17 protein-coding genes are annotated in these 20823 nt (G+C 69.1%); 12 read left to right on the forward strand and 5 right to left on the reverse strand.

Annotated features, from left to right (window positions below; translation table 11 throughout):
- Nucleotides 1-4 precede the first annotated feature (4 nt).
- Together K8940_RS10450 and K8940_RS10455 are read left to right on the forward strand one after the other, a co-directional pair.
- On the forward strand, nucleotides 5-763 hold the full coding sequence (locus tag K8940_RS10450; RefSeq protein ID WP_223395315.1) for a FadR/GntR family transcriptional regulator: 759 nt from the start codon (nucleotides 5-7) through the stop codon (nucleotides 761-763).
- Between the two features lie 228 nt (nucleotides 764-991).
- Entirely contained in the window at nucleotides 992-2794 is a 1803-nt protein-coding gene (locus tag K8940_RS10455; protein ID WP_223395316.1) for an IlvD/Edd family dehydratase, read from the forward strand.
- A gap of 17 nt (nucleotides 2795-2811) precedes the next feature.
- Here K8940_RS10455 and K8940_RS10460 read toward each other — a convergent pair whose 3' ends face one another.
- Nucleotides 2812-5127, reverse strand: coding sequence for a glycoside hydrolase family 127 protein (locus tag K8940_RS10460; protein WP_223395317.1), 2316 nt, complete (start codon nucleotides 5125-5127; stop codon nucleotides 2812-2814).
- Nucleotides 5128-5137: 10 nt separating this feature from the next.
- Nucleotides 5138-6442, reverse strand: a complete 1305-nt coding sequence (locus K8940_RS10465) for a sugar MFS transporter (protein ID WP_223395319.1) — start codon at nucleotides 6440-6442, stop codon at nucleotides 5138-5140.
- 227 nt (nucleotides 6443-6669) lie between these two features.
- Between K8940_RS10465 and K8940_RS10470 the strand changes: the two genes are divergently transcribed.
- From K8940_RS10470 to K8940_RS10515, 10 genes are all read left to right on the forward strand, one after another.
- Nucleotides 6670-8235 (forward strand): alpha-N-arabinofuranosidase, encoded by a 1566-nt coding sequence (locus tag K8940_RS10470; protein WP_223395321.1) that lies wholly within the window; start codon nucleotides 6670-6672, stop codon nucleotides 8233-8235.
- A 117-nt stretch (nucleotides 8236-8352) separates the two neighbouring features.
- A complete protein-coding gene (fucP, locus tag K8940_RS10475; RefSeq protein ID WP_223395323.1) occupies nucleotides 8353-9654 on the forward strand; it encodes an L-fucose:H+ symporter permease in 1302 nt (433 codons plus the stop codon).
- A 2-nt stretch (nucleotides 9655-9656) separates the two neighbouring features.
- A complete protein-coding gene (locus K8940_RS10480; protein ID WP_223395325.1) occupies nucleotides 9657-10670 on the forward strand; it encodes a zinc-binding alcohol dehydrogenase family protein in 1014 nt (337 codons plus the stop codon).
- A complete protein-coding gene (locus tag K8940_RS10485) occupies nucleotides 10664-11476 on the forward strand; it encodes an amidohydrolase family protein (RefSeq protein ID WP_223395327.1) in 813 nt (270 codons plus the stop codon). Before K8940_RS10480 ends, K8940_RS10485 begins: the two co-directional genes overlap by 7 nt.
- A 7-nt stretch (nucleotides 11477-11483) precedes the next feature.
- Nucleotides 11484-12251 (forward strand): IclR family transcriptional regulator, encoded by a 768-nt coding sequence (locus K8940_RS10490; protein ID WP_223395329.1) that lies wholly within the window; start codon nucleotides 11484-11486, stop codon nucleotides 12249-12251.
- A gap of 136 nt (nucleotides 12252-12387) precedes the next feature.
- Nucleotides 12388-13362 carry an aldo/keto reductase gene (locus K8940_RS10495; protein WP_223395331.1) on the forward strand — a complete coding sequence of 325 codons (975 nt, stop codon included), beginning with the start codon at nucleotides 12388-12390 and terminating at the stop codon, nucleotides 13360-13362.
- Complete coding sequence (locus K8940_RS10500; protein WP_223395333.1) at nucleotides 13359-13664, forward strand: UxaA family hydrolase; 306 nt, start codon at nucleotides 13359-13361, stop codon at nucleotides 13662-13664. The genes K8940_RS10495 and K8940_RS10500 overlap by 4 nt, the downstream gene beginning before the upstream one ends.
- Nucleotides 13661-14866, forward strand: coding sequence for a UxaA family hydrolase (locus K8940_RS10505; protein ID WP_223395335.1), 1206 nt, complete (start codon nucleotides 13661-13663; stop codon nucleotides 14864-14866). Before K8940_RS10500 ends, K8940_RS10505 begins: the two co-directional genes overlap by 4 nt.
- Before the next feature lie 11 nt (nucleotides 14867-14877).
- Complete coding sequence (locus K8940_RS10510) at nucleotides 14878-15606, forward strand: SDR family oxidoreductase (RefSeq protein WP_223395337.1); 729 nt, start codon at nucleotides 14878-14880, stop codon at nucleotides 15604-15606.
- Nucleotide 15607: 1 nt separating this feature from the next.
- Nucleotides 15608-15952 (forward strand): L-rhamnose mutarotase, encoded by a 345-nt coding sequence (locus K8940_RS10515; protein ID WP_223395339.1) that lies wholly within the window; start codon nucleotides 15608-15610, stop codon nucleotides 15950-15952.
- On the opposite strand, the gene K8940_RS10520 is transcribed toward K8940_RS10515, so the two are convergent.
- From K8940_RS10520 to K8940_RS10530, 3 genes are read right to left on the reverse strand one after another with little or no spacing between them, the layout of a single operon-like run.
- The gene (locus K8940_RS10520) at nucleotides 15949-19041 is read right to left on the reverse strand and encodes a TonB-dependent receptor (RefSeq protein WP_223395342.1); all 3093 of its coding nucleotides are present in this window, start codon (nucleotides 19039-19041) and stop codon (nucleotides 15949-15951) included. The two genes, K8940_RS10515 and K8940_RS10520, sit on opposite strands and share 4 nt — an antisense overlap.
- Nucleotides 19038-19964: a FecR family protein gene (locus K8940_RS10525; RefSeq protein ID WP_223395343.1), complete on the reverse strand. Its 927-nt coding sequence runs from the start codon at nucleotides 19962-19964 to the stop codon at nucleotides 19038-19040. The genes K8940_RS10520 and K8940_RS10525 overlap by 4 nt, the downstream gene beginning before the upstream one ends.
- Entirely contained in the window at nucleotides 19942-20604 is a 663-nt protein-coding gene (locus tag K8940_RS10530) for an RNA polymerase sigma factor (protein ID WP_223395344.1), read from the reverse strand. Before K8940_RS10530 ends, K8940_RS10525 begins: the two co-directional genes overlap by 23 nt.
- Nucleotides 20605-20823: the final 219 nt, after the last annotated feature.

The following is a 20823-nucleotide window of genomic DNA, read 5'->3' on the forward strand; positions in this document are numbered from 1 at the left end:
ACGCGTGTCGAGGGCCAAGGAAGCGGGCGGGGGCGCCGATACCGCGCACGAAGAGGGCTTTTCCGGCCGCATCCACGGATCGATCGCGCGGGCGCTCGGGATTGCTATCGTTTCGGGCCAGCACCAGCCCGGCGACGTCCTGAACAATGAGATCGACGCCAGCGAGCAACTTCAGGTCTCGCGCAGCGCCTATCGCGAGGCCATCCGGATCCTGGCCGCCAAGGGGCTGGTTGAGAGCCGTCCGAAGACCGGCACCCGGGTCAGTCCGCGCACGCGCTGGAGTCTGCTGGATCCCGAAGTCCTGGCCTGGTTCTTCGAATCGGAACCCAGCGAGGCGTTCCTGCGTGAGCTCTACGAACTGCGGATGATCGTCGAGCCGGCCGCTGCGGCCCTGGCCGCCGAGCGCCGCAACGACGCCCAGCTGGAGCGCATGCGCGCGGCCCTGGTGGCCATGCAGCACGAGACCCTGGCGACCGAAGCCGGGCAGGCCGCCGACCGCGACTTCCATGACACCGTGCTGGAGGCCACCGGCAACGCGCCGCTGTTCACGTTGAGCAGCAGCATCGGCGCGGCCGTGCGCTGGACGACGATCTTCAAGCAGCGCGACCGCGAGCTGCCGCGCGACCCCGTGCCCGACCACTGGAAGGTGTTCGACGCCATCGCCGCCGGCCGCGCCGACCAGGCGCGACAGGCCATGGAGCGGCTGGTCAATCTGGCGCTCGACGACACTCGCGCGGCGATGGAACGTCGCGCTGAGCGGTAGGCGCAATCATCGGACAATCGTTTGCCGGCGGACGAGGGGCGAGCGCAGAGAAGTCTCGGCTTTTGTGACGCACTCTCAATGCGGCCCGTCCTGATTGACGCTCCCTACGGCGCGGTATAGTCAGACAAATAAGATTTAAGCGAAGCCGCGAACGGGCGAGCGCGCAATTCCGCGCCTGGCCTGGAGGTTCGTCGGCGCTCGCGCCTCCCGTCGTCGCCAAGGATTGTCATGAGCGTTCCTCCCGTTTCGCCCCGCGCCCTGCGTTCGCGCGCCTGGTTCGACAATCCGGACAACATCGATATGACGGCGCTTTATCTGGAGCGCTATCTGAACTTCGGCCTGACGCTGGAGGAGCTGCAGTCGGGTCGGCCGATCATCGGCATCGCCCAGACGGGTTCGGACCTGTCGCCGTGCAACCGCCATCACCTGGTGCTGGCCGAGCGCGTGCGCGAGGGCATCCGCAGCGCCGGCGGCATCGTGCTGGAGTTCCCGGTCCACCCGATCCAGGAGACCGGCAAGCGTCCGACGGCGGGTCTGGATCGCAACCTGTCGTACCTGGGTCTGGTCGAACTCTTGTACGGCTATCCGCTGGACGGCGTGGTGCTGACCATCGGCTGCGACAAGACCACGCCGGCCTGCCTGATGGCGGCGGCGACCGTGAACATCCCGGCTATCGCCCTGTCGGTGGGCCCGATGCTGAACGGCTGGCACAAGGGCCAGCGCACCGGCTCGGGCACCATCGTCTGGAAAGCCCGCGAACTGCTGGCGGCCGGCGAGATCGACAACGCCGGCTTCATCAAGCTGGTGGCCAGTTCGGCCCCGTCGACCGGCTACTGCAACACCATGGGCACGGCCACGACCATGAACTCGCTGACCGAGGCGCTGGGCATGTCGCTGCCCGGCTCGGCGGCGATCCCCGCGCCGTACCGCGACCGCCAGGAGAACGCCTACCGCACGGGCCTGCGCATCGTCGACATGGTGCATGAGGACCTCAAGCCCTCGGACATCCTGACCCGCGAGGCGTTCCTCAACGCCATCGTCGTCAACTCGGCCATCGGCGGCTCGACCAACGCCCCGATCCACCTGAACGCCCTGGCCCGCCACATCGGCGTCGAGCTGTCCATCGACGATTGGCAGCAGAAGGGCGAGAACGTGCCGCTGCTGGTCAACCTGCAGCCGGCCGGCGAGTATCTGGGCGAGGATTACTACCGCGCCGGCGGCGTGCCGGCGGTGTTTGGCCAGCTGATCGAGCAGGACCTGATCCACGAGGACGTCAAGACCGTCTCGGGCCAGACCATCGGCGAGCAGTATCGCGGGGCCCAGATCGAGGACGAGGACGTCATCCGTCCGTTCTTGCGACCGCTGGTCGAGCGGGCCGGCTTCGTGGTCATGCGCGGCAACCTGTTCAACTCGGCGATCATGAAGACCAGCGTGATCAGCCAGGAGTTCCGCGACCGCTATCTGTCTAACCCCGACGATCCGGACGCCTTCGAGGGCGACGCCATCGTGTTCGACGGGCCCGAGGACTACCACCACCGCATCGACGATCCGTCGGTGGGCATTACGTCCAACTCGATCCTGTTCATGCGCGGCGCCGGCCCGGTCGGCTATCCGGGCGCGGCCGAGGTGGTGAACATGCGGGCCCCCAACTACCTGATCAAGCAGGGGATCCATCAGCTGCCGTGCATCGGCGACGGGCGCCAGTCGGGCACCTCCGGCTCGCCGTCGATCCTCAACGCCTCGCCCGAAGCGGCCGCGGGCGGCGGCCTGGCCCTGCTCAAGAGCGGCGACAAGGTGCGCTTCGACCTGCGCAAGTCGCGCGTCGACGTGCTGGTCTCGCCCAGCGAGATCGTCGAGCGCCGCAAGGCCCTGGAAGCCGCCGGCGGCTTTGCCTATCCCGAAAGCCAGACGCCCTGGCAGGAACTCCAGCGCGCCGTCGTCGGCCAGATGGAGACCGGCGCGGTTCTCGAACCCGCCGTCAAATACCAGCGCATCGCCCAGACCAAGGGCCTGCCGCGCGACAACCACTAGGGGGAGGGGCGGCGCGTCTAGCGCGCCGCCTTGAACACCCGGGCCTCGAAGAGCGCCGCCCACTGGTTGGCGGCCATCTCGAAGCTGACCGTCACCTTGTCTTTCCCGTCGGTCAGGGCTTGGGGCAGGGGATAGGTCTTCACGTTCAGCGTCGAGGCGCGCTCGCCGGGCAAGGTCTCGCGCGCCACCTCCTGGCCATCGACCAGGATCCGGAAATCCTTGTTCCTGGGCGAGCCGTCATAGCTCACTTGCAGGACGAGCGGTCCCGGCGCGGTCGCCATCTGGAACGCGATAGAACCCTTGTTCAGTATGCGGCTGCGGACCGTCAGGTTGCCGGTGTCCTGGGTGCCGGGACTGGCCTTCAGCGCGTGGTCGATCTCGGGCTGCTGCTCGCCGAAACGGAGGATGTCGACGGTGCGGTCGCGGATGTCGGCGCGAACCTTGGCCTCGGCCGTCAGGCGCGGCTCGGCCTCGGCCCATTGCGCCGGCGTCAGGCGGCGGAAATAGACCGCCGTGCGATTGTGGTGCTGCTCGAAATAGGGCCGCAGGGCCAGGTTGGTCGGGCGTCCGTGGTCGGCCAGGCTGAACCGCTGCGGCGCGCCGCCTGGTTTCAGCGAGGCGTCGCCGATCACCACCGGATCGAAGTCGTCCCAGGGCGGGTCGGCCGGGCCGAGGTCGGCGGCCAGCACCAGCGGGCCGTTCAGGAAGGCGATCAGGTCCGGGGCGTCCGGCATGCTCTCGGTCCGCACCGACATCGGCAGGGTCAAGGTCACCTTGTCGCCGGCGCGCAGGGTGAGGTCGATATAGCCGTTCTTGGCGGTTACGGACTGGACGCGGCCGTTGATCTTCACCGACGGCTTGCCGGACCAGCCGGGAACGCGCAGGGCGACCGGTGTCGGCGACCTAGCCTTGCTCAGCGTCAGGGTGACCTGGTCGCTGTAGGGGAAATCGGTGTCGATCTCGAACTTCGCGCCCTTCTCGGTCCAGTCCAGGGTCGACGGATAATAGAGATTGACCCGCACCCGCTCGCCGTCGCGCCAGAAGATGCTGTCGCCCAGCTTGGCGTAGTTCTCCATCCCCGTACCCACGCAGCACCAGAACGAGTCTGTCGGCGTCGAATGGCCCCGCGCATAGCCCGAGGCCAGGGGCGAGAAGTAGGTGAACATCCCGGTGTCGGGATCCTGCTGCGACAGGATGTGGTTCAGATGGGCGCGTTCGTGGAAGTCGAAGTAGCGGCTCTCGCCGGACCAGGCGTGCAGATGCCGGGTCAGCTTCAGCATGTTGTAGCTGTTGCAGCACTCGCAGGTCTGCTGGCCCAGGCGAGCCGACAGCTGGCGTGGCTTGCCGAAGTGCTCGAACTCGGAATTGCCGCCGATGACGTAGGAATGGTCGTGGACGACCGTCTCCCAGAAGAACATCGCGGCCTTGGCGGCGTTCGTGTCGCCGCCGGTCTCGTAAAGCCGGGCTTCGCCGATCAGCTTGGGGATCTGGGTGTTGGCGTGCTTGCCGGCCAGGTCGTCGCGACCGGAGACCAGGGGATCGATGACGTCGTCGTGCTGGACGCGCCGCGCCAGGTCCAGCCAGCGTGGCTGGCCGGTGCGGGCGTGGAGTTCGGCGTAGCTCTCGACGATGCCGCCGTGTTCGACGCGCAGCACGGTCTGGACCTGCTGGGCGTCCAGCGCCTCGAACATCTTGCCCAGGTAGTCGCCGAGACCGATGGCGACGGCCAGGGCCTTGGGATCGCCGCAGTAGAGGTGAGCGTCCAGCGCCCCTGCCAGGACCTTGTGATAGGTGTAGATCGGCACCCAGCCGTCGTTGAGGCCGCCCGAGGTGTCGATCCTGCCCGCGCGAATCTCCTCGTAGACGACCTTGCCGTCGACGGTCTTGCCGCCGCGCTCGACCGTCGTGCCGCCCGCGTAACCGTCGCCGTTCGCGGCCTGGCAGGCGGCCAGTTCCTCGACGATGTAGGCGGCGCGTTGCTTGAACGCCGGATCGCCGGTCTGGGCCCACATCAACGAGACCGCCGACAGGTAGTGGCCCAGGCTGTGGCCGGCGATGCCCGCCGCTTCCCAGCCGCCATAGACCGCGCCCTTGGGTTCGAGGCCCGCGCCAGCGCGGAAGTTGTGCAGCAGGCGGTCGGGCTCCAGCGACAGCAGGTAGCGCTGATTGGTCTGCTGGGCGGTCAGGAACCGCGAGGGCTTCAGTCGCACCTGCGATAGCGGGAAGGGTTCCAGCTTGGTCTTGACCGCGTGGGCGAAAGCGGGGGAGGCCAGGGCCGCCGCGCCGAGCGCGGCCCCGGTCTTGAGCGCTGAGCGGCGCGACGGTCCGGTCATGGCGCGGTTCCTATTCGACGTGCTGGTCGGGCAGGGCGTTCGTCGGTTTCGAGCCCCACAGCGCGTAGAAGAGCACATAGATCTCGCAGGCTGCCGTCAGCAGGAACGACCACTGCAGGCCGAAGGTGTCGGCCAGCCAGCCCTGCACGATCACCAGGGCCCCGCCGGCGATGGCCATGATCAACAGGCCCGAGCCTTCCTCGGTCAGCGGGCCCAGGCCCTTGATGCCCAGGGTGAAGATGGTCGGGAACATGATCGAGTGGAAGAAGCCGACCGCGATCAGCGACCACATGGCCACCGGGCCGTGGGCGAAGGTGGTGATCAGCATCACCGCGAAGGCGCCGATCGAGAAGGCGGCCAGCACGTGCTCGGCCGGGAAGCGGCGCATCAGCACGCTGCCCAGGAAGCGGCCCACCATCATGCCGCCCCACAGGATGGCCAGGTAGCGCGAGGCCTCCTCGTGTGTGATGGCGGCGATGTTCGGCTGCGAGACGAAATTGATGAACAGGTTGGCCACCCCGATCTCGGCGATCAGATAGATGAAGATGGCCGGCACGCCGAAGACCAGATTGCGGTGCGACCACAGCGACAGGCTCTTGCGGGCCTCGCGCGAGGTGCGCTGGGTGGCCTGTCCGATGGCCGGCAGCTTCACCCGGCCCATGACCAGGGCCAGCAAAACGAGGGCGATGGCGACGATCACATAGGGCAGGATCACCGACTGGGCGTCGGCGTAGCGCTCGGCCTGGGTCAGCACGACGTCGGTTCCCGCCGTTCCGCTCTTGGAGCGACCCAGGATAAGGTAGCCGGCGAACAGCGGCGCCAGGGTGGTGCCCAGGGAATTGAAGGCCTGCACCAGGTTCAGGCGCGCCGAGCCGGTCTCGGGTGGGCCGATCACGGCGACATAGGGGTTGGCCGCTACCTGCAGCAGGGTGATGCCGCTGGCGATCACGAACAGCGCAGTCAGCACCAGGGCGTAGGAGGTCAGGATCGCGGCGGGAACCATCATCGCCGCGCCGACCGCCATGCCCAGAAGGCCGACGACGATGGCCTTCTGGTAGCCGATCCGCTCGATCAGCTTGGCCGAGGGGATCGAGGCCACGAAATAGGCGATGAACCACACCGACTCGATCAGGGTCGTGCGGGTGTAGTCCAGCACGAACACGCTGCGCAGGTGCGGCAACAGCGTGTTGTTGATGACCGTGATGAAGCCCCACATGAAGAACAGGCTGGCCAGCAGGCTCAGGGCCGAGCCGTATCGCTGTCGCGGGGCGTCGGCGGGCGCCGCGGGCGGCGCGCTTTGGGGAATGGCGGGCATCGTTTCCTCTTTCGTCGACGCGGACTTCGGCGGCTGCTCGCCGCTCTGGATGTTTTGTCCGAGTATATTGTCGCCGACAAGTCGTCAACGCACGAGCCATGGCTAACGCTTCAAGCTGACATCGCTAGAAACGTTGCCGGTTATTGTAGGACAAAAATAAGCCTGCTACCAAGCTGCCGACGATTTCCAGGGAGCGGCGTACAGCTCCCATCGATAGGGAGAAGAGCATGGCGAAGAGGTTCCTGGGCGCGGCGGTCGCGCTCCTGGCGATGGCGGCGGCGAGCGTCCCCGCAGGCGTTCAGGCCGCTGAATTGGCCGCCACGGCGACGCTGAAGGCCGACCAGCCCGGCACCCCGATCTCCCGCTATATCTACGGCCAGTTCTCCGAACATCTGGGCGCGGGCATCTATGACGGCGTCTGGGTCGGGCCCGACTCGAAGATCCCCAATGTGCGCGGCATCCGCACCGACGTGGTCACGGCCTTGAAGGACATCCACGTCCCGGTGATCCGCTGGCCGGGCGGCTGCTTCGCCGACGAGTACCGCTGGCGCGACGGCATCGGCCCGCGCGCCAAGCGCCCGTCGCGCAAGAACAACTGGTGGGGCGGCTCGCCCGAGACCAACGCCTTCGGCACCCACGAATTCATGGACTTCGCCGAACAGGTCGGCGCCGACCCCTACGTCTCGATCAATGTCGGCTCGTCCGATCCGACCGAGATGCGCGAGTGGATCGAGTACATGACCTCGCCGGGCGACGACACCTTGGCCCAGGAGCGCCGCGCCAACGGCCGCGACAAGCCGTTCAAGGTGCCGTTCATCGGCATCGGCAACGAGAGCTGGGGCTGCGGCGGCGAGATGACGCCGGAGTACTACGCCAACGAATACCGCCGCTTCTCGGCGTTCTTCCACAAGAACGACGACAACCCCGCGGTCCGGGTCGGCTCGGGCGCCAATGCGTTCAACACCAACTGGACCGACGTGGTGACCAAGAACGCCGGACGGTTCATGGACGCCATCTCGCTGCACTACTACACGCTGCCGACCGGCGACTGGAAGACGAAGGGCGCGGCCACCGGCTTCGACAAGGCCGCCTGGGGCAAGACCATGGCCCAGACGCTGCGCATGGACGACCTGATCAAGCAGCACATCGTGGTCATGGATAAGAACGACCCGACCAAGCGGATCGGTCTTTATGTCGATGAATGGGGCACCTGGTACGACGTCGAGCCGGGCACCAATCCGGGCCACCTCTACCAGTTGAACACCCTGCGCGACGGCGTCGTGGCGGCGGCCAATTTCAACATCTTCCACCGCTATACTGACCGGGTGAAGATGACGAACATCGCCCAGACCATCAACGTTCTGCAGGCGATGATCCTGACCCAGGGCGACAAGATCGTCCTGACGCCGACCTACTACGCCTACAAGATGTACGTGCCCTTCCAGGACTCGACGGCCATTCCGCTGGACGTCACCGCGCCCGAGATCGACGTGGCGGGAACCAAGATCCCGGCCTTCAACGCCTCGGCCGCCAAGGGCAAGGACGGCAAGACCTATATCGCCGTGGCCAACATGTCGCCGGACGACGGCGTGAAGCTGTCGGTCGCGCTGGGGTCGCTGAAGGCCAAGGCCGTGTCGGGCCAGGTGCTGACCGCCGACAAGATGGACGCGATGAACGCCTTCGGCGCCAAGCCGGCCGTCGCCCCGGTCGCGTTCAAGGGCGCCAAGCTGGCGGGCGACAAGCTGACCTTGGACGTCCCGTCCAAGTCGGTGGTCGTGGTCGCGGTCGAATAGGCCCTGCGGGAGCGCCGTCGCCGGCGGCGCTCCCATGATTTCATATTTGACGATCTAATTCATATATGATGTCCATTCCTCAGGCGCTCCGTCAGAGAGCCGCCGGAGGAAACATCCATGTCTCAAGGCTCGAGCCAGCGTACGGGCTGGGCGCCGCTGGTGCTCATCGTCGCCCTGTTCTTTCTCTGGGGCGTCGCCAACAACCTCAACGACGTTCTGATCCCCCACCTGAAGAAGGCCTTCTTCCTGACCGACCTGCAGTCGGGCCTGGTGCAGTCGGCGTTCTATCTGGGCTACTTCTTCCTGGCTCTGCCGGCCGGCCTGCTGATGCGTCGCTATGGCTACAAGGCCGCGGTGATCGTGGGGCTGGCGCTGTTCGCCGTCGGGGCGCTGCTGTTCTGGCCCGCGGCCGAGCTGCGCCGCTACGAGTTCTTCCTCTCGGCCCTGTTCGTCATCGCCTCGGGCCTGGCGTTCCTTGAGACCTCGGCCAATCCGCTGATCACCGTGCTGGGCGATCCGGCCAAGGCCGAGCAGCGGCTGAACCTGGCCCAGGCCTTCAACCCGCTGGGCGCGATCACCGCCGTGGTCGTCGGCCGCCAGTTCATCCTGTCGGGCGTCGAGCCCACGAAGGCGCAGTTCGCGGCCATGTCCCCGGCCCAGCTGTCGGCCTTCCAGGCGGCCGAGGCCAAGTCGACCCAGCTGCCGTACCTGATCATCGCCGCCGTGGTGCTGCTGTGGGTGGTGCTGGTGGCGATCACCAAGTTCCCGCCCCAGGCCAGCCGTCCTTCCGCCGAGGATCAGCACCAGGAGCGCGTCGAAAAGCCGATCCTGGGCCTGTTCGCGCGTCCGCGCTTCCTGTTCGGCGTGGCCGCCCAGTTCTTCTATGTCGGCGCCCAGGTGGGGGTGTGGAGCTACATGATCCGCTACGCCCAGGACCAGGTCCCGGGCATGGGCGAGAAGACCGCCGCCGCGTACCTGTCGTGGTCGCTGGTTGGCTTCATGGCCGGACGCTTCGCCGGGACCGCCCTGATGAGCCGCGTCGATCCCTCGCGCCTGATGGCCGCGTTCGCCACGGCCAATGTCGGCCTGACCCTGGTCGCTGTCGTGGTGGGCGGACATCTGGGCCTGCTGGCTCTGGCCGCGACCAGCTTCTTCATGTCCATCATGTTCCCGACCATCTTCGCCAGCTCGCTGAAGGGGCTGGGTCCGCTGACCAAGACCGGCTCGTCGTTCCTGGTCATGAGCATCATCGGCGGGGCGATCCTGACGGCGGTGATGGGCGCGGTGTCGGACGCCAGCGCCATCCGCTTCGCCATCCTGGTGCCGTGCGCCTGCTTCGCCATGGTCGGCCTCTTCGCCCTGACCGCCAAGCGGCGCGAGGTCACCGCCCACGACGCGGTGCTGGCCGGGGGGCACTGAAGATGATGGACGTGCTGGTCTGCGCCGCGCCAGGCGACCTGCGGGTCGAGCGCCGGCCCGCGCCCGAGCCCGGTCCGGGCGAGGTGCTGCTGCGCGTTCGCCGGGTCGGCATCTGCGGCACCGACATGCACATCTATCGCGGCACTCAGCCCTATCTCAGCTATCCGCGCGTGATGGGGCACGAACTGTCGGGCGAGGTGGTCTCGGCGCCCGAGGACAGTGGGCTGGAAGAGGGCGACCACGCCTATGTCATGCCCTATCTGTCGTGCGGGACGTGCCGGGCCTGCGCCAAGGGCAAGCCCAACTGCTGCATGAACATCCGCGTGCTGGGCGTGCACATAGATGGCGGGCTGTGCGAGTACCTGGCCGTGCCGGCCGGCTTCGTGCGCAAGGTCGAGGGCGTCGGCCTGGACGAGGCGGCCATGGTCGAGTTCCTGGCCATCGGCGCCCACGCCGTCCGCCGCGCCCGGATCGAGCCCGGACAGTCGGTGCTGGTCGTCGGCGCCGGGCCGATCGGCATCGCCGCCACCCTGTTCGCCAAGCTGGCGGGCGCCGAGGTGACCGTGCTGGACCCACGAGCCGACCGGCTGGCGTTCTGCCGCCAGCACCTGGGCGCAGATCGCATCATCGCGCTCTCCGACGAGACGCCGCGCGCGCTTTCGGACGTGACCGAGGGGGTGTTCTTCGACGCGGTGTTCGACGCCACGGGCAGCCCAGCGGCCATGCAACAGGGGTTCGCCTATGTCGCTCATGGCGGGACCTATGTGCTGATCTCGGTCGTCTCGGCCGACATCACCTTCTCGGACCCCGAGTTCCACAAGCGCGAGATGTCGCTGCTGGCCAGCCGCAACGCCACGATCGAGGACTTCGACCACGTGCTGTCGGCCATCAAGGCCGGCCAGGTGCCAACGGCGGCGCTCAACACCCATAAGGCGGCGCTGAAGGATCTCTCCGAGGCCCTGCCGGGCTGGATGGAGCCGTCGGCGGGAGTCATCAAGGCCATCGTCGCGTGCTGATCGACGCCCACTGCCACGTCTGGCGGATCGGCGAGAACGACCACGCGTGGCCGACGCCGGACCTGACGGCGATCCATCGGAACTTCGACCTGAGCGACCTGGCGCGCGCGGCGGGCGATGCGGGATTATCCGGCGTGGTCCTCGTCCAGTCGCAACCGAGCGCGCGCGACACCGAATGGTTGCTAAGCTTGGCGGCCGCCGAGCCGCTAGCCCTCGGCGTCGTCGGCTGGGCGGACCTGACCGCGCCGGACGCGCCGGAGCGGATCGCGGCCCTGGCGCGTGATCCCTGGCTCAAGGGGCTGCGGCCCATGCTGCAGGACCTGGCCGACGACTGGATCCTCGACCCCAGGCTCGACGGCGCGATCGCGGGGATGGCCGAGGCGGACCTGGCGTTCGACGCCCTGGTCCGGCCGCGTCACCTGCCGTCCATCCTGGCGTTCGTCCGCCGCTGGCCCGCGGTGCGCCTGGTGATCGACCACGGGGCCAAACCGCTGATCGCGACCGGTGAACTGGATCCTTGGCGCGAACAGATGGCGGCGCTGGCCGCCGAGCCCGGCGTCCATTGCAAGCTGTCGGGTCTGCTGACCGAGGCCGGCGAGACCCCGACCGCCGAGGCCGTCGCGCCCTATGCGGCGCACCTGATCGAGACTTTCGCGCCCGATCGCCTGATGTGGGGGAGCGACTGGCCGGTGCTGAACCTGGCCGGCGACTACGGCGCCTGGCGCGCGACGTGCGCGGCCTGGGTCCCGCCGGAACGCCAGGCGGCGCTATTCGGCGAGACGGCGCGCCGATTCTACCGCTTATAGAGAGGCCATGTCCGACGTGCCCGCCAAGAAGCGAGAATACCGCGCGCCCGCCCTGGAAAAGGGTCTCGACGTGCTGGAGCTGCTGGCCGCCCATCGCGGCGGCCTGACCCTGGCCCAGATCTCGAACGCCCTGGACCGTTCGTCCAGCGAGCTGTTCCGCATGGTCCAGGTGCTGGAGGCGCGGGGCTATGTCGGCCGCGCCGCCGACGAGGACGGCCTCGTCCTGACCAACAGGTTGTTCGCCCTGGGCATGACGCGCGCGCCGGCCAAGGACCTGCTGGAGGCGGCCCTGCCGGCCATGCGGGCGGTCGCCCAGCGGATCGGTCAGTCCTGCCACCTGGCGGTGGCCAGCGGCGACCAGATGGTCGTCGTCGCCCGCATCGAGGCGCCGGGCGACCAGGGCTTCTCGGTCCGGGTCGGCTATCGCCGCAAGATCGTCGAGGCGACCTCCGGCCTGGTGCTCTACGCGTTCCAGCCGGAAGGCGTTCGCCAGCGCTGGGCCGAGATGCTGAAGCCCGAGGCCTCGGCGGTGGCCTGGAAGACCTTTGAGGCCAACGCCGCCCAGGCTCGCAAGGACGGTTTCGTGCGGGCGGGCAGCTACGTGACCAAGGCCGTAATCGATCTCTCCGTGCCGATCTACGGCCCCGAGGGCGTGGCGGCGGCGCTGACCTGTCCCTATGTCGACATGCCCAACGCCATTTCGATGGATGATACGGTCGCCGACCTGCGGCGGGCCGCCGCCGAGATCACCAGCGAGATCCGTCCGACCGCCTAGAGGGCTGGAGGCCGGCGGCGGTCGATTGACTTGCTGTGATTGGAATGGAATTTTATCAGCAACATCGATTTTATAAATAAATGGGATGGAAGCGAGAATGGCAGGCGGCGAAAGGCGGTCGGAGACCTTGGCGCGCTTGCCGCGACTGGGGTTCGGCGGCGCGTCCGTCGGCAATCTCTACGCGCCCGTGTCCGACGCTGACGCCCGCGCTGTCATCGACGCCGCCCTGGCCGCCGGGATCACCTATTTCGACACCGCGCCGCACTACGGGTTCGGTCTCAGCGAGACGCGTCTGGGCGAAGCGCTGGCCGGACGGAACGTGATCATCTCGACCAAGGTCGGCCGTCGCCTCGAGCCGATCGCGACGATACAGCGTGAGCGCCACGGCTTCGTCGACGCCGCGCCCTTCGAGCCGACGTTCGACTACACCCACGACGGCGTCATGCGGTCGTTTGAGGACAGCCTGCGCCGCCTGAAGCGCGATCGGATCGACGTGCTGCTGGCCCATGACCTGGGCCGGATGACCCATGGCGAGGCGAACGCCGGCCATATGCGCGACTTCCTGGATGGCGGCTACCGCGCCATGCGCGCGCTGAAGGACGCCGGCGCGGTCGGGGCGATCGGCCTGGGCGTCAACGAGCAGGCGGTCTGCGAGGAGGTCCTGGATCACGCGGATGTCGACGGCTTCCTGCTGGCCGGCCGCTATACGCTGCTGGAGCAGACCGCGCTGGAGGACTTCCTGCCGCGCTGCGTGGCGCGGGGTGTCGGGATCATCATCGGCGGGCCATTCAATTCCGGCGCCTTGGTCGAGACCGGCGAGACGCTGCACTACAACTACGCGGCCGCGCCGGCCGGGATCGTCGAGCGGGTGGGGCGCTTGCGCCGGGTCTGCGCCGCCCACGGCGTCCCGCTGGCCGCGGCCGCCCTGCGATTTCCGCTGGCGCATCCGGCGGTGCTGAGCGTCATTCCGGGCATGGCGACGCGAGATCAAGTCGTCGAGGCGACCCGCTGGTTCGAGTTCGCCATTCCGGACGCCCTCTGGTCCGACCTGCGCGCCGAGGGGCTGATCCGCGCCGACGCCCCGACGCCCGCCACGCGAGCCGCCGCATGAAGCCGATCCTGCTGCATCCCGACGACAATGTCCTGGTGCTGGCCGAGCCGATCAGGGCCGGCCAGACGATCGAGATCGACGGCCAGGCGCTGGTCGCGCCCGGCGACGTCGCCGTCGGCCACAAGATCGCCCGCCGCGCGCTGGTCGCCGGCGAGAAGATCCTGAAGTATGGCGCGCCGATCGGCTCGATGACCGCCGCCGCCGAGGCTGGCGCGCATGTCCACATGCACAACATGAAGAGCGACTACATCGCCAGCCACACCCGGCAGGTGGTCGGCGGAACCACGGGTGAGGCCCAATGAGCATCCAGGGCTATCTGCGCGCCGATGGCCGCAAGGGCATCCGCAACGTCGTGGCCGTGGCCTATCTGGTCGAGTGCGCCCACCATGTGGCCCGGGCCATCGTCACGAAGAGCGATGATCCAGACGTCCACCTGATCGGCTTTCCCGGCTGCTATCCGAACGCCTACGCCCTGAAGGTCATGGAGGCGATCGGGACCCATCCGAACATCGGCGGCGTGCTGTTGATCTCGCTAGGCTGCGAGAGCTTCAACCGCGAGGCCCTGCGCGCGGCCGTCGCCGCCAGCGGCCGGCCGGTCGAGACCCTGGTGATCCAGGACAGCGGCGGCACCGCCGAGACCATCCGCAAGGGCGTCGAGGCCGTGGCGCGGCTGAAGGCGATCGCCGACCGGACGCCGCGCGTTCCGATGGATGTCTCGGAACTGGTCATCGGCACCATCTGCGGCGGGTCGGACGGCACGTCGGGCATCACCGCCAATCCCGCCGTCGGCCGCGCCTTCGACCGCCTGGGCGCGGCCGGGGCGGCCTGCGTCTTCGAGGAGACCGGCGAACTGGTCGGCTGCGAGAAGATCATGGCCAGCCGGGCGATCACGCCGGAATTGGGCGAGGCGCTGGAAGCCAGCGTCCGCAAGGCCGAGGCCTACTATACGGTCATGGGCTACGGCAGCTTCGCGCCCGGCAACGCCGAGGGTGGGCTGACGACCCAGGAAGAAAAGTCGATGGGGGCCTATTCCAAGTCGGGCTCGGCCCCGATCGTCGGCATCCTCAAGCCCGGCGACTTGCCGCCCTCCGGCGGGCTCTACCTGCTGGATGTGGTGCCGGACGGCGAGGTGCGGTTCGGCTTCCCCAACATCTCCGACAACGCCGAGATCGTCGAGCTGATCGCCTGCGGGGCGCATCTGACGCTGTTCACCACCGGGCGCGGTTCGGTGGTCGGTTCGGCCGTCTCGCCGGTGATCAAGGTCTGCGCCAATCCCGAGACCTACCGCAAGCTCGCCGGCGACATGGACGTCGACGCCGGCCGGATCATGGAAGGTCGGGGCACGCTGGACGAGGTCGGCGACGAGATCTTCGACCTGGTCCTGGCCGTCGCCGGCGGCCAGCGGACGGTGTCCGAGGCTTTGGGCCACCAGGAATTCATCCTCACCTACAAGGCCTTCGACCCGATCGGTCCGGCCTGCCTGCCGCTGCGGCGCGCGAGTTAAGGGGCGTATCCATGGGTAGACTTTCGGGCAAGACCGCCCTGGTGACGGCGGCGGCGCAGGGCATCGGCAAGGCCAGCGCCGAGCTGTTCGCCCGCGAGGGCGCGCGCGTCATCGCCACCGACCTCAACATGGACCTGCTGGCCAAGGTCGAAGGCTGCGAGGCCCGTCGGCTGGACGTGCTGGACCCGGGCGCCATCACCGCCCTGGCCGCCGAGCTGGGTGCGATCGACGTGCTGTTCAACTGCGCCGGCTACGTCCACGCCGGCACGATCCTGGACTGTGACGAAAAGGCCTGGGCATTCTCGAACGACATCAATGTCACGGCCCAGTACCGCACGATCCGCGCTTTCCTGCCGGCCATGCTGGCGGCGGGGAAGGGTTCGATCGTCAACATGTCTTCCGTCGCCAGCTCGATCAAAGGGGTTCCCAACCGCTTTGCCTACGGGGCCACCAAGGCGGCCGTGATCGGTCTGACCAAGGCCGTGGCCGCCGACTTCGTGGGGCAGGGAATCCGCTGCAACGCGATCTGCCCGGGCACGGTCGACACGCCGTCGCTGAACCAGCGCCTGGCCGAAACCGGCGACTACGAGGCCGCCCGCAAGGCCTTCACCGCCCGCCAGCCGATGGGCCGCCTGGGCAAGCCGGAGGAACTGGCCCAACTGGCCCTGTACCTGGCCAGTGACGAGTCGGCCTTCACCACCGGCCAGATCCACATCATCGACGGCGGCTGGATCAACTGACGTGCGCCACTGCCTGGCCCTGGACCTCAAGGATGATCCGGCGCTGATCGAACGCTACGAGGCCTGGCACGCGCCGGGCGCCGTGCCGCCGGCGGTGATCGCCTCGATCCGCGCCGCCGACATCCGCGACATGCAGATCTGGCGGCTGGGGACGCGGCTGTTCATGATCATGGAGACCGGGCCGGACTTCTCGCCCGAGGCCAAGGCCGCCGCCGACCTGGCGTCCGAGGACGTCCAGGCCTGGGAACGCCTGATGTGGGAGTTCCAGCAGCCGCTGCCCGACGCAGTCGACGACGAGAAGTGGCTGCCGATGCGCCGGATCTTCGCCCTCGACGAGCAGCCCTAGAGGTAGCGGTAGCGCAGGCCCAGCCGGAACTCGCGTCCCGTGCGGTGCTGGTAGTTGGGGATCTGGCTGCGGTCGATGAACTGACGCGACACCCTGTCCGTCAGGTTGGCGCCGTCCGCCGTCAGGGTCAGTTGCGGGGACAGCCGATAGCGCACCGAGACGTCCACCGTGGTCAGGGCGCCGAAGCCGTCGGCGTCCCCGCCGGTCTGGGCGGGAACCGAGGCCAGGTAGCGGCCTCGGTGACTGATGGCGGCGCGCGCGTCGAGGCGACGGCCGGCGTAGACCAGCGCCAGATTGCCGACCAGGCGGGGGCCACCCAGGGAGTCCTCGATGGCCTGGATCTGGCCGTCGGGCATCCGGTAACGGACGCTCGAGCGGGTGTAGGCCGCAGACCCCTGCAGTCGCCAGGGCGCCAGGGCCGAACCCGGCGCGCCCAGCGGCGTGACCGCCGAGATCTCCAGGCCGTTCAGCCTGCCCTTGCCGGTGTTGGCGGGGCGGATGAACTGCCAGATGGGTAGGGCCGGATCGCAGCCCACTGCGCCGCCGCAGGCCAGGACCGCGACGCTGTCGGGCAGGCCGTACGGGTTGGCCGAGAATGGCGCGGGCTGGGTGATCGTCTGCTGGACCACCGACTGGATCGACTTGTGATAGGCCGCGATCGTGACCGCGCCGCCGTTCGGGACGAGCCATTCGACGGCCAGGTCCAGGTTCGTCGCGCGCGTCGGCGTGAGGTCCGGATCCCCCGCCGAGACCATCTTCAGGCTGGTGGTCGCGATGGTGAAGCCCGGCCGCAGGCTGCGCAGGTCGGGGCGCACCATCACCCGCGCCGCACCGAAGCGGACGGTCAGGTCGTCGGCAGGCTCCCAGACCAGGTTCGCCGACGGCAGGACGTCGCCATAGTCGCGGCGCACGCGGACGGGCTTCAGCGCGCCGTCGGCCTGGAGCTGCGAGCCGGTCGAATCCTGGCCCGTGCGGGCCAGGCGAAGTCCGACGTCGCCCCAGAGCTGTCGCCCGGCCTGGCGCGGACGGGAGATCAGCACATAGGCCGCGTCGTCCTGTTCGGTGATCGCGTAGTTGGTGCCGGCCACCGGCTCGGGACCCAGGCGGAAGGCGTCGCAGCCTGTTCGGGCGCAGGCCTGGCGCAGCAGCGTCAAGCCGCGCGTGACGTCCGGCGTCAGCCACCCGGCGGGCGGATCGACGACGCCGAACGCGGCGCCCCCGCCGACCATGCGCACATAGTCGGCGACCGGTATGGCGGCCAACGCCGCCGGCAGCACGCCATTGAGGTTGGCGATCGCGCCGTTCGATCGCGACAGGGTGACGGCCTCCGTGCGGTAGTCCTTGTGCAGCACCCCCGCGCGCCACTCGACGCCGCCCGTCTCGCCCTTCAGGTCGAGGCCGGCGGTCTTGAAGCTGTTGTCGACCCAGTTCGGATCGTCGCGGAACTCCGACAGCGTCCAGGCCGAGGCTCGATCCAGGACGGCGTCGCCATAGCCGACGAAGGGATGGGCGCGGTCGCGAAAGTCGTAGGCGAAGCCGTTCACGCCGTACTGGTCCAGGTGCAGGGTGTTCTGCACCGGGTTGCTGAAGTCCGAGCGCGAGAAGCCCAGCAAGGCCGTGGCCTCGACGCCGCCTGGGAGCCGGCGGCTGGCCGACAGGGTCGCCTGGCGGAAGATGGTGTCGAGCTCGTCGTAGCGGGCCTCGGACTTGACGTCGACGCCGTCGAACCGGCCCGCGATCAGCACGGCGGGGCCCTGGCCCGTACGGATCACCGGATCGATCGCGGTCACGGCGTTCAGGCCGCAGGCCGGCGCGGCGGCGGGGCCGCAGGCGCCGGCCGTGCGGAAGGTGAAGCTCTCCAGCAGGAACTCGTTCCGCTTGGACCTCAGGGTCGCGTACAGCAGGTCCAGCGCCACGCGCGTCCCGTCCGCCGGTCGCCATTCCAGCGCGGCGGTCAGGCCAAGGCGCGACTGCTCGGCGGTCATCAGTTCCAGGCGCGGGATGCGGGCGTGCAGGGCGGCGTTGACCTCGGCCAGGCTGGCGCCGCCCGTGGTCGCGCCGAAACCCGGAGAGATCGCGTCGCCCGATTGCCAGCCGCCGGCCGTGCTGCCCGCGTCGACGGCGTAGCGGCGGGAATAGGCGGCCGAGACCAGGACGCCCAGCCGGTCGTCGGCGAGGCGTCGCGACAGCACGATCGAGCCGCGCGGCGACAGGCGATCGGCGCGGCTGTTCCAGGTCTGCTCGCCGTACAGGAGGATGCTCTTGTCGCGCAGGTCGAACGGCGAGCGGGTCGATATGTCGATCGTAGCTCCCAACGAACCCTCGTCGACATCGGCCGTCGCGGTCTTCTGCAGGCGGATCTGCCGGAAGAGGTCGGCGGCGAATACGTTGTAGTCGAAGGCCCGGCCCCGGTTGGTGCCGCCGCCGGCGTTGGCCCCGCCGAACGTCGCCAAGGTCTCCATGCCGTTGATGCGCACGCGGGTGAAGCGGCTGGCCACGCCCCGGACGGCGATCTGGCGCGTCTCGCCGCCGTCATTGACCGCTGCGGCGCCAGGCAAGTCGCGCAGGGCGTCGCCCAGGCTGAGCGCGCCGGAGCGCGCGATCTCGTCCTCGGTCAGGATGTCGATGGGCGAGGGCGTGCGGCGCTTCAACAGAGCCGGCTGACCGGCCAGGGGCGCGGCGGTCACCCTGATTGAGGCCACCTCGGCCGGGGTCTCGTCGACCCGACGCGGCGGCGGGAGCGGCAAGGGACGGGCTCGGGACGTCGGCCGGGCGTTCGACGGCGCCGGCGCGATGGTGACCACGCCGTCCGCGCCGATCACGAAGCTCAGGCGCGCGCCGGCCAGCAACGTCCCCAGCGCGGCCGGCAGCGACATGGTCCCGCGCAGCGCCGGGGCCGGGCGCCCCGCCACCAGCGGCGCGGGGGCCAGCACCACCGCGCCCGTCCGCTCCGACAGGGCCAGCAGCGCGCTGGCTAGGGGCTGGGCGGGCTGATCGAAGGCGAAGACGGCCGGACGCTGGGCCGCCAGGGCCGGAGCGCCCGCTAGCATCAGGGCCAGAGCCGTGGCCGAGACGAGGGCCGGTCTCATCGCGCGCGGATCAGCAGGCCGCCGTCGGCTTCGCGGGCCACCGTGACCGGCAGCGCGCGCGGCAGGCCGGCGACGAAGGGGGCCGCCTGATCCGGGCGCAGGCCCGCCGTCACCTTCAAGCGCGCGGCGCCGGGCGTGACCCTGGCCCGAAGACCGTAGCGGTTCAGATCGGCGACCACCTCGCTCAGTGGCGCGGCGGCGTAGGCCAGGCGCCCGGCGCGCCAGGCGCCGACGTCCTCAGTCCGCGCCAGGGGAGCGGCGCGAACGCCCGAGGCGTCAGCCAGGGCGCGCTGGCCAGCGCTGACACGCGCCACCAAGGCGCCGCCGGCATGGGCCCGCGAGACCTCGACCAGGCCTTGCTCGACCTCGACCCGCACGCGGTCGTCCGGCGCGCGGTGGACGTCGAAACGGGTCCCCAGCACGCGGACCTTGGCCGAGCCGGCGGCGACGGTGAACGGATGGGCCGGGTCGTGGGTGACGGCGAAGAAGGCCTCGCCGCGTTGCAGGACATAGGCCCGACGCGACCATCGCCAGCGGGGCCGCAGGCTGGACCCGGGGGCCAGGGTTACGGGACTGCCGTCAGCGAGGACGACCGCGCGCGTCTGGCCCGGGGCCGACTGGAGCGCCGGCGGTGGCGTGGCCAGCACGGCGGCGACCAGGCCGGCGGCGATGGCGAGGCCGGGCCACATCCAGCGGCGCGGCCAGGGGGCGGGGAGAGCCACGATCGGTGCGGCGAGGGCCTGGTCCAACAGCAGCAGCGTATGCTCGGCCTGCTCGTAGGCTTGCGCGTGGCGCGGGTCGGCCTTCAGCCAGGCTTCCAGCTGGGCCGAGCGCGCGGGCGGGAAATCCTCGCCGCTCACCGCCAGGACCCAGTCGCGGGCGCTGACGCCGATCGCCGAGTCAGGATCGACGGGTGCGTTCACGCGACAGGCCTCGATAGTCGATGGTTCCGCGCGCGATGGCGCGCTGGCAGACGGCGGCGGCTTCGTCCACGGTCTTGCGAACGAGGGACTCGGAGACGCCATGGCGGCGGCCGATCTCGGCGAAGCTCAGGCCGTCCACGCGGTTGGCGGTCAGATACTGGCGATGCCGCTCGGGCAGGCCGGCCAGCACCTTCTGGAGCAGGCGCACCTGCTGCTTGGCGATCAGGGCGCGCTCAAGATCGGGGTCCGCGTCGGCGGCCAGGCCAGCGCCGTCGCCCAGGGCCGCCGAGGCGCGCCGCAGCTGGCGACGAGCGTCGTGCATCAGGTTGATGGCGATACGGAAGACGAAGGCGCGGGGGCTTTCCAGCTGGCGGTTCGCGGTCTGCTCGCCCAGCTTGAAGAAGGCCTGCTGGGCGACGTCCTCGCAGTCGGGCGGGCCAGGGCCGAACCGGGCGCGCAGGAATGCGCAGAGGTCCCGCCACTCCTTGGCGTAGACGGCCGGGTAGGCCGGGTGATCACGCCAAACCTCCTCCCGGACGATTCGAAGCTTCGGCCGCTCCGCCTGGGACACCGCCACTCCCCGATTGTTCTCGGCATCCTCGTTGGGCGCGACGATGCGGTCGAACGCCGTGTCGATCAATGGCGCGTCGGGATTTTCGGGCGATCCGGAACTTTTTCGTGCGGATCGGCGGGCGGAAATCGTCGTTATGGCCAAGCTCCTCCGGGGTGGGGAAAATCCAGGGATTTCCGAAAGTTACCGGTAACTTTCCGCTTTTGTCAGCTCCCTGGGCATGCTTATCTCAAATGACACCGGTGACAGCAATCCGGTGAAAGACGGTCCCAAGGGCCGCGGAAAAAT

Source organism: Caulobacter segnis, assembly GCF_019931575.1.
GTDB lineage: Bacteria > Pseudomonadota > Alphaproteobacteria > Caulobacterales > Caulobacteraceae > Caulobacter > Caulobacter segnis_C.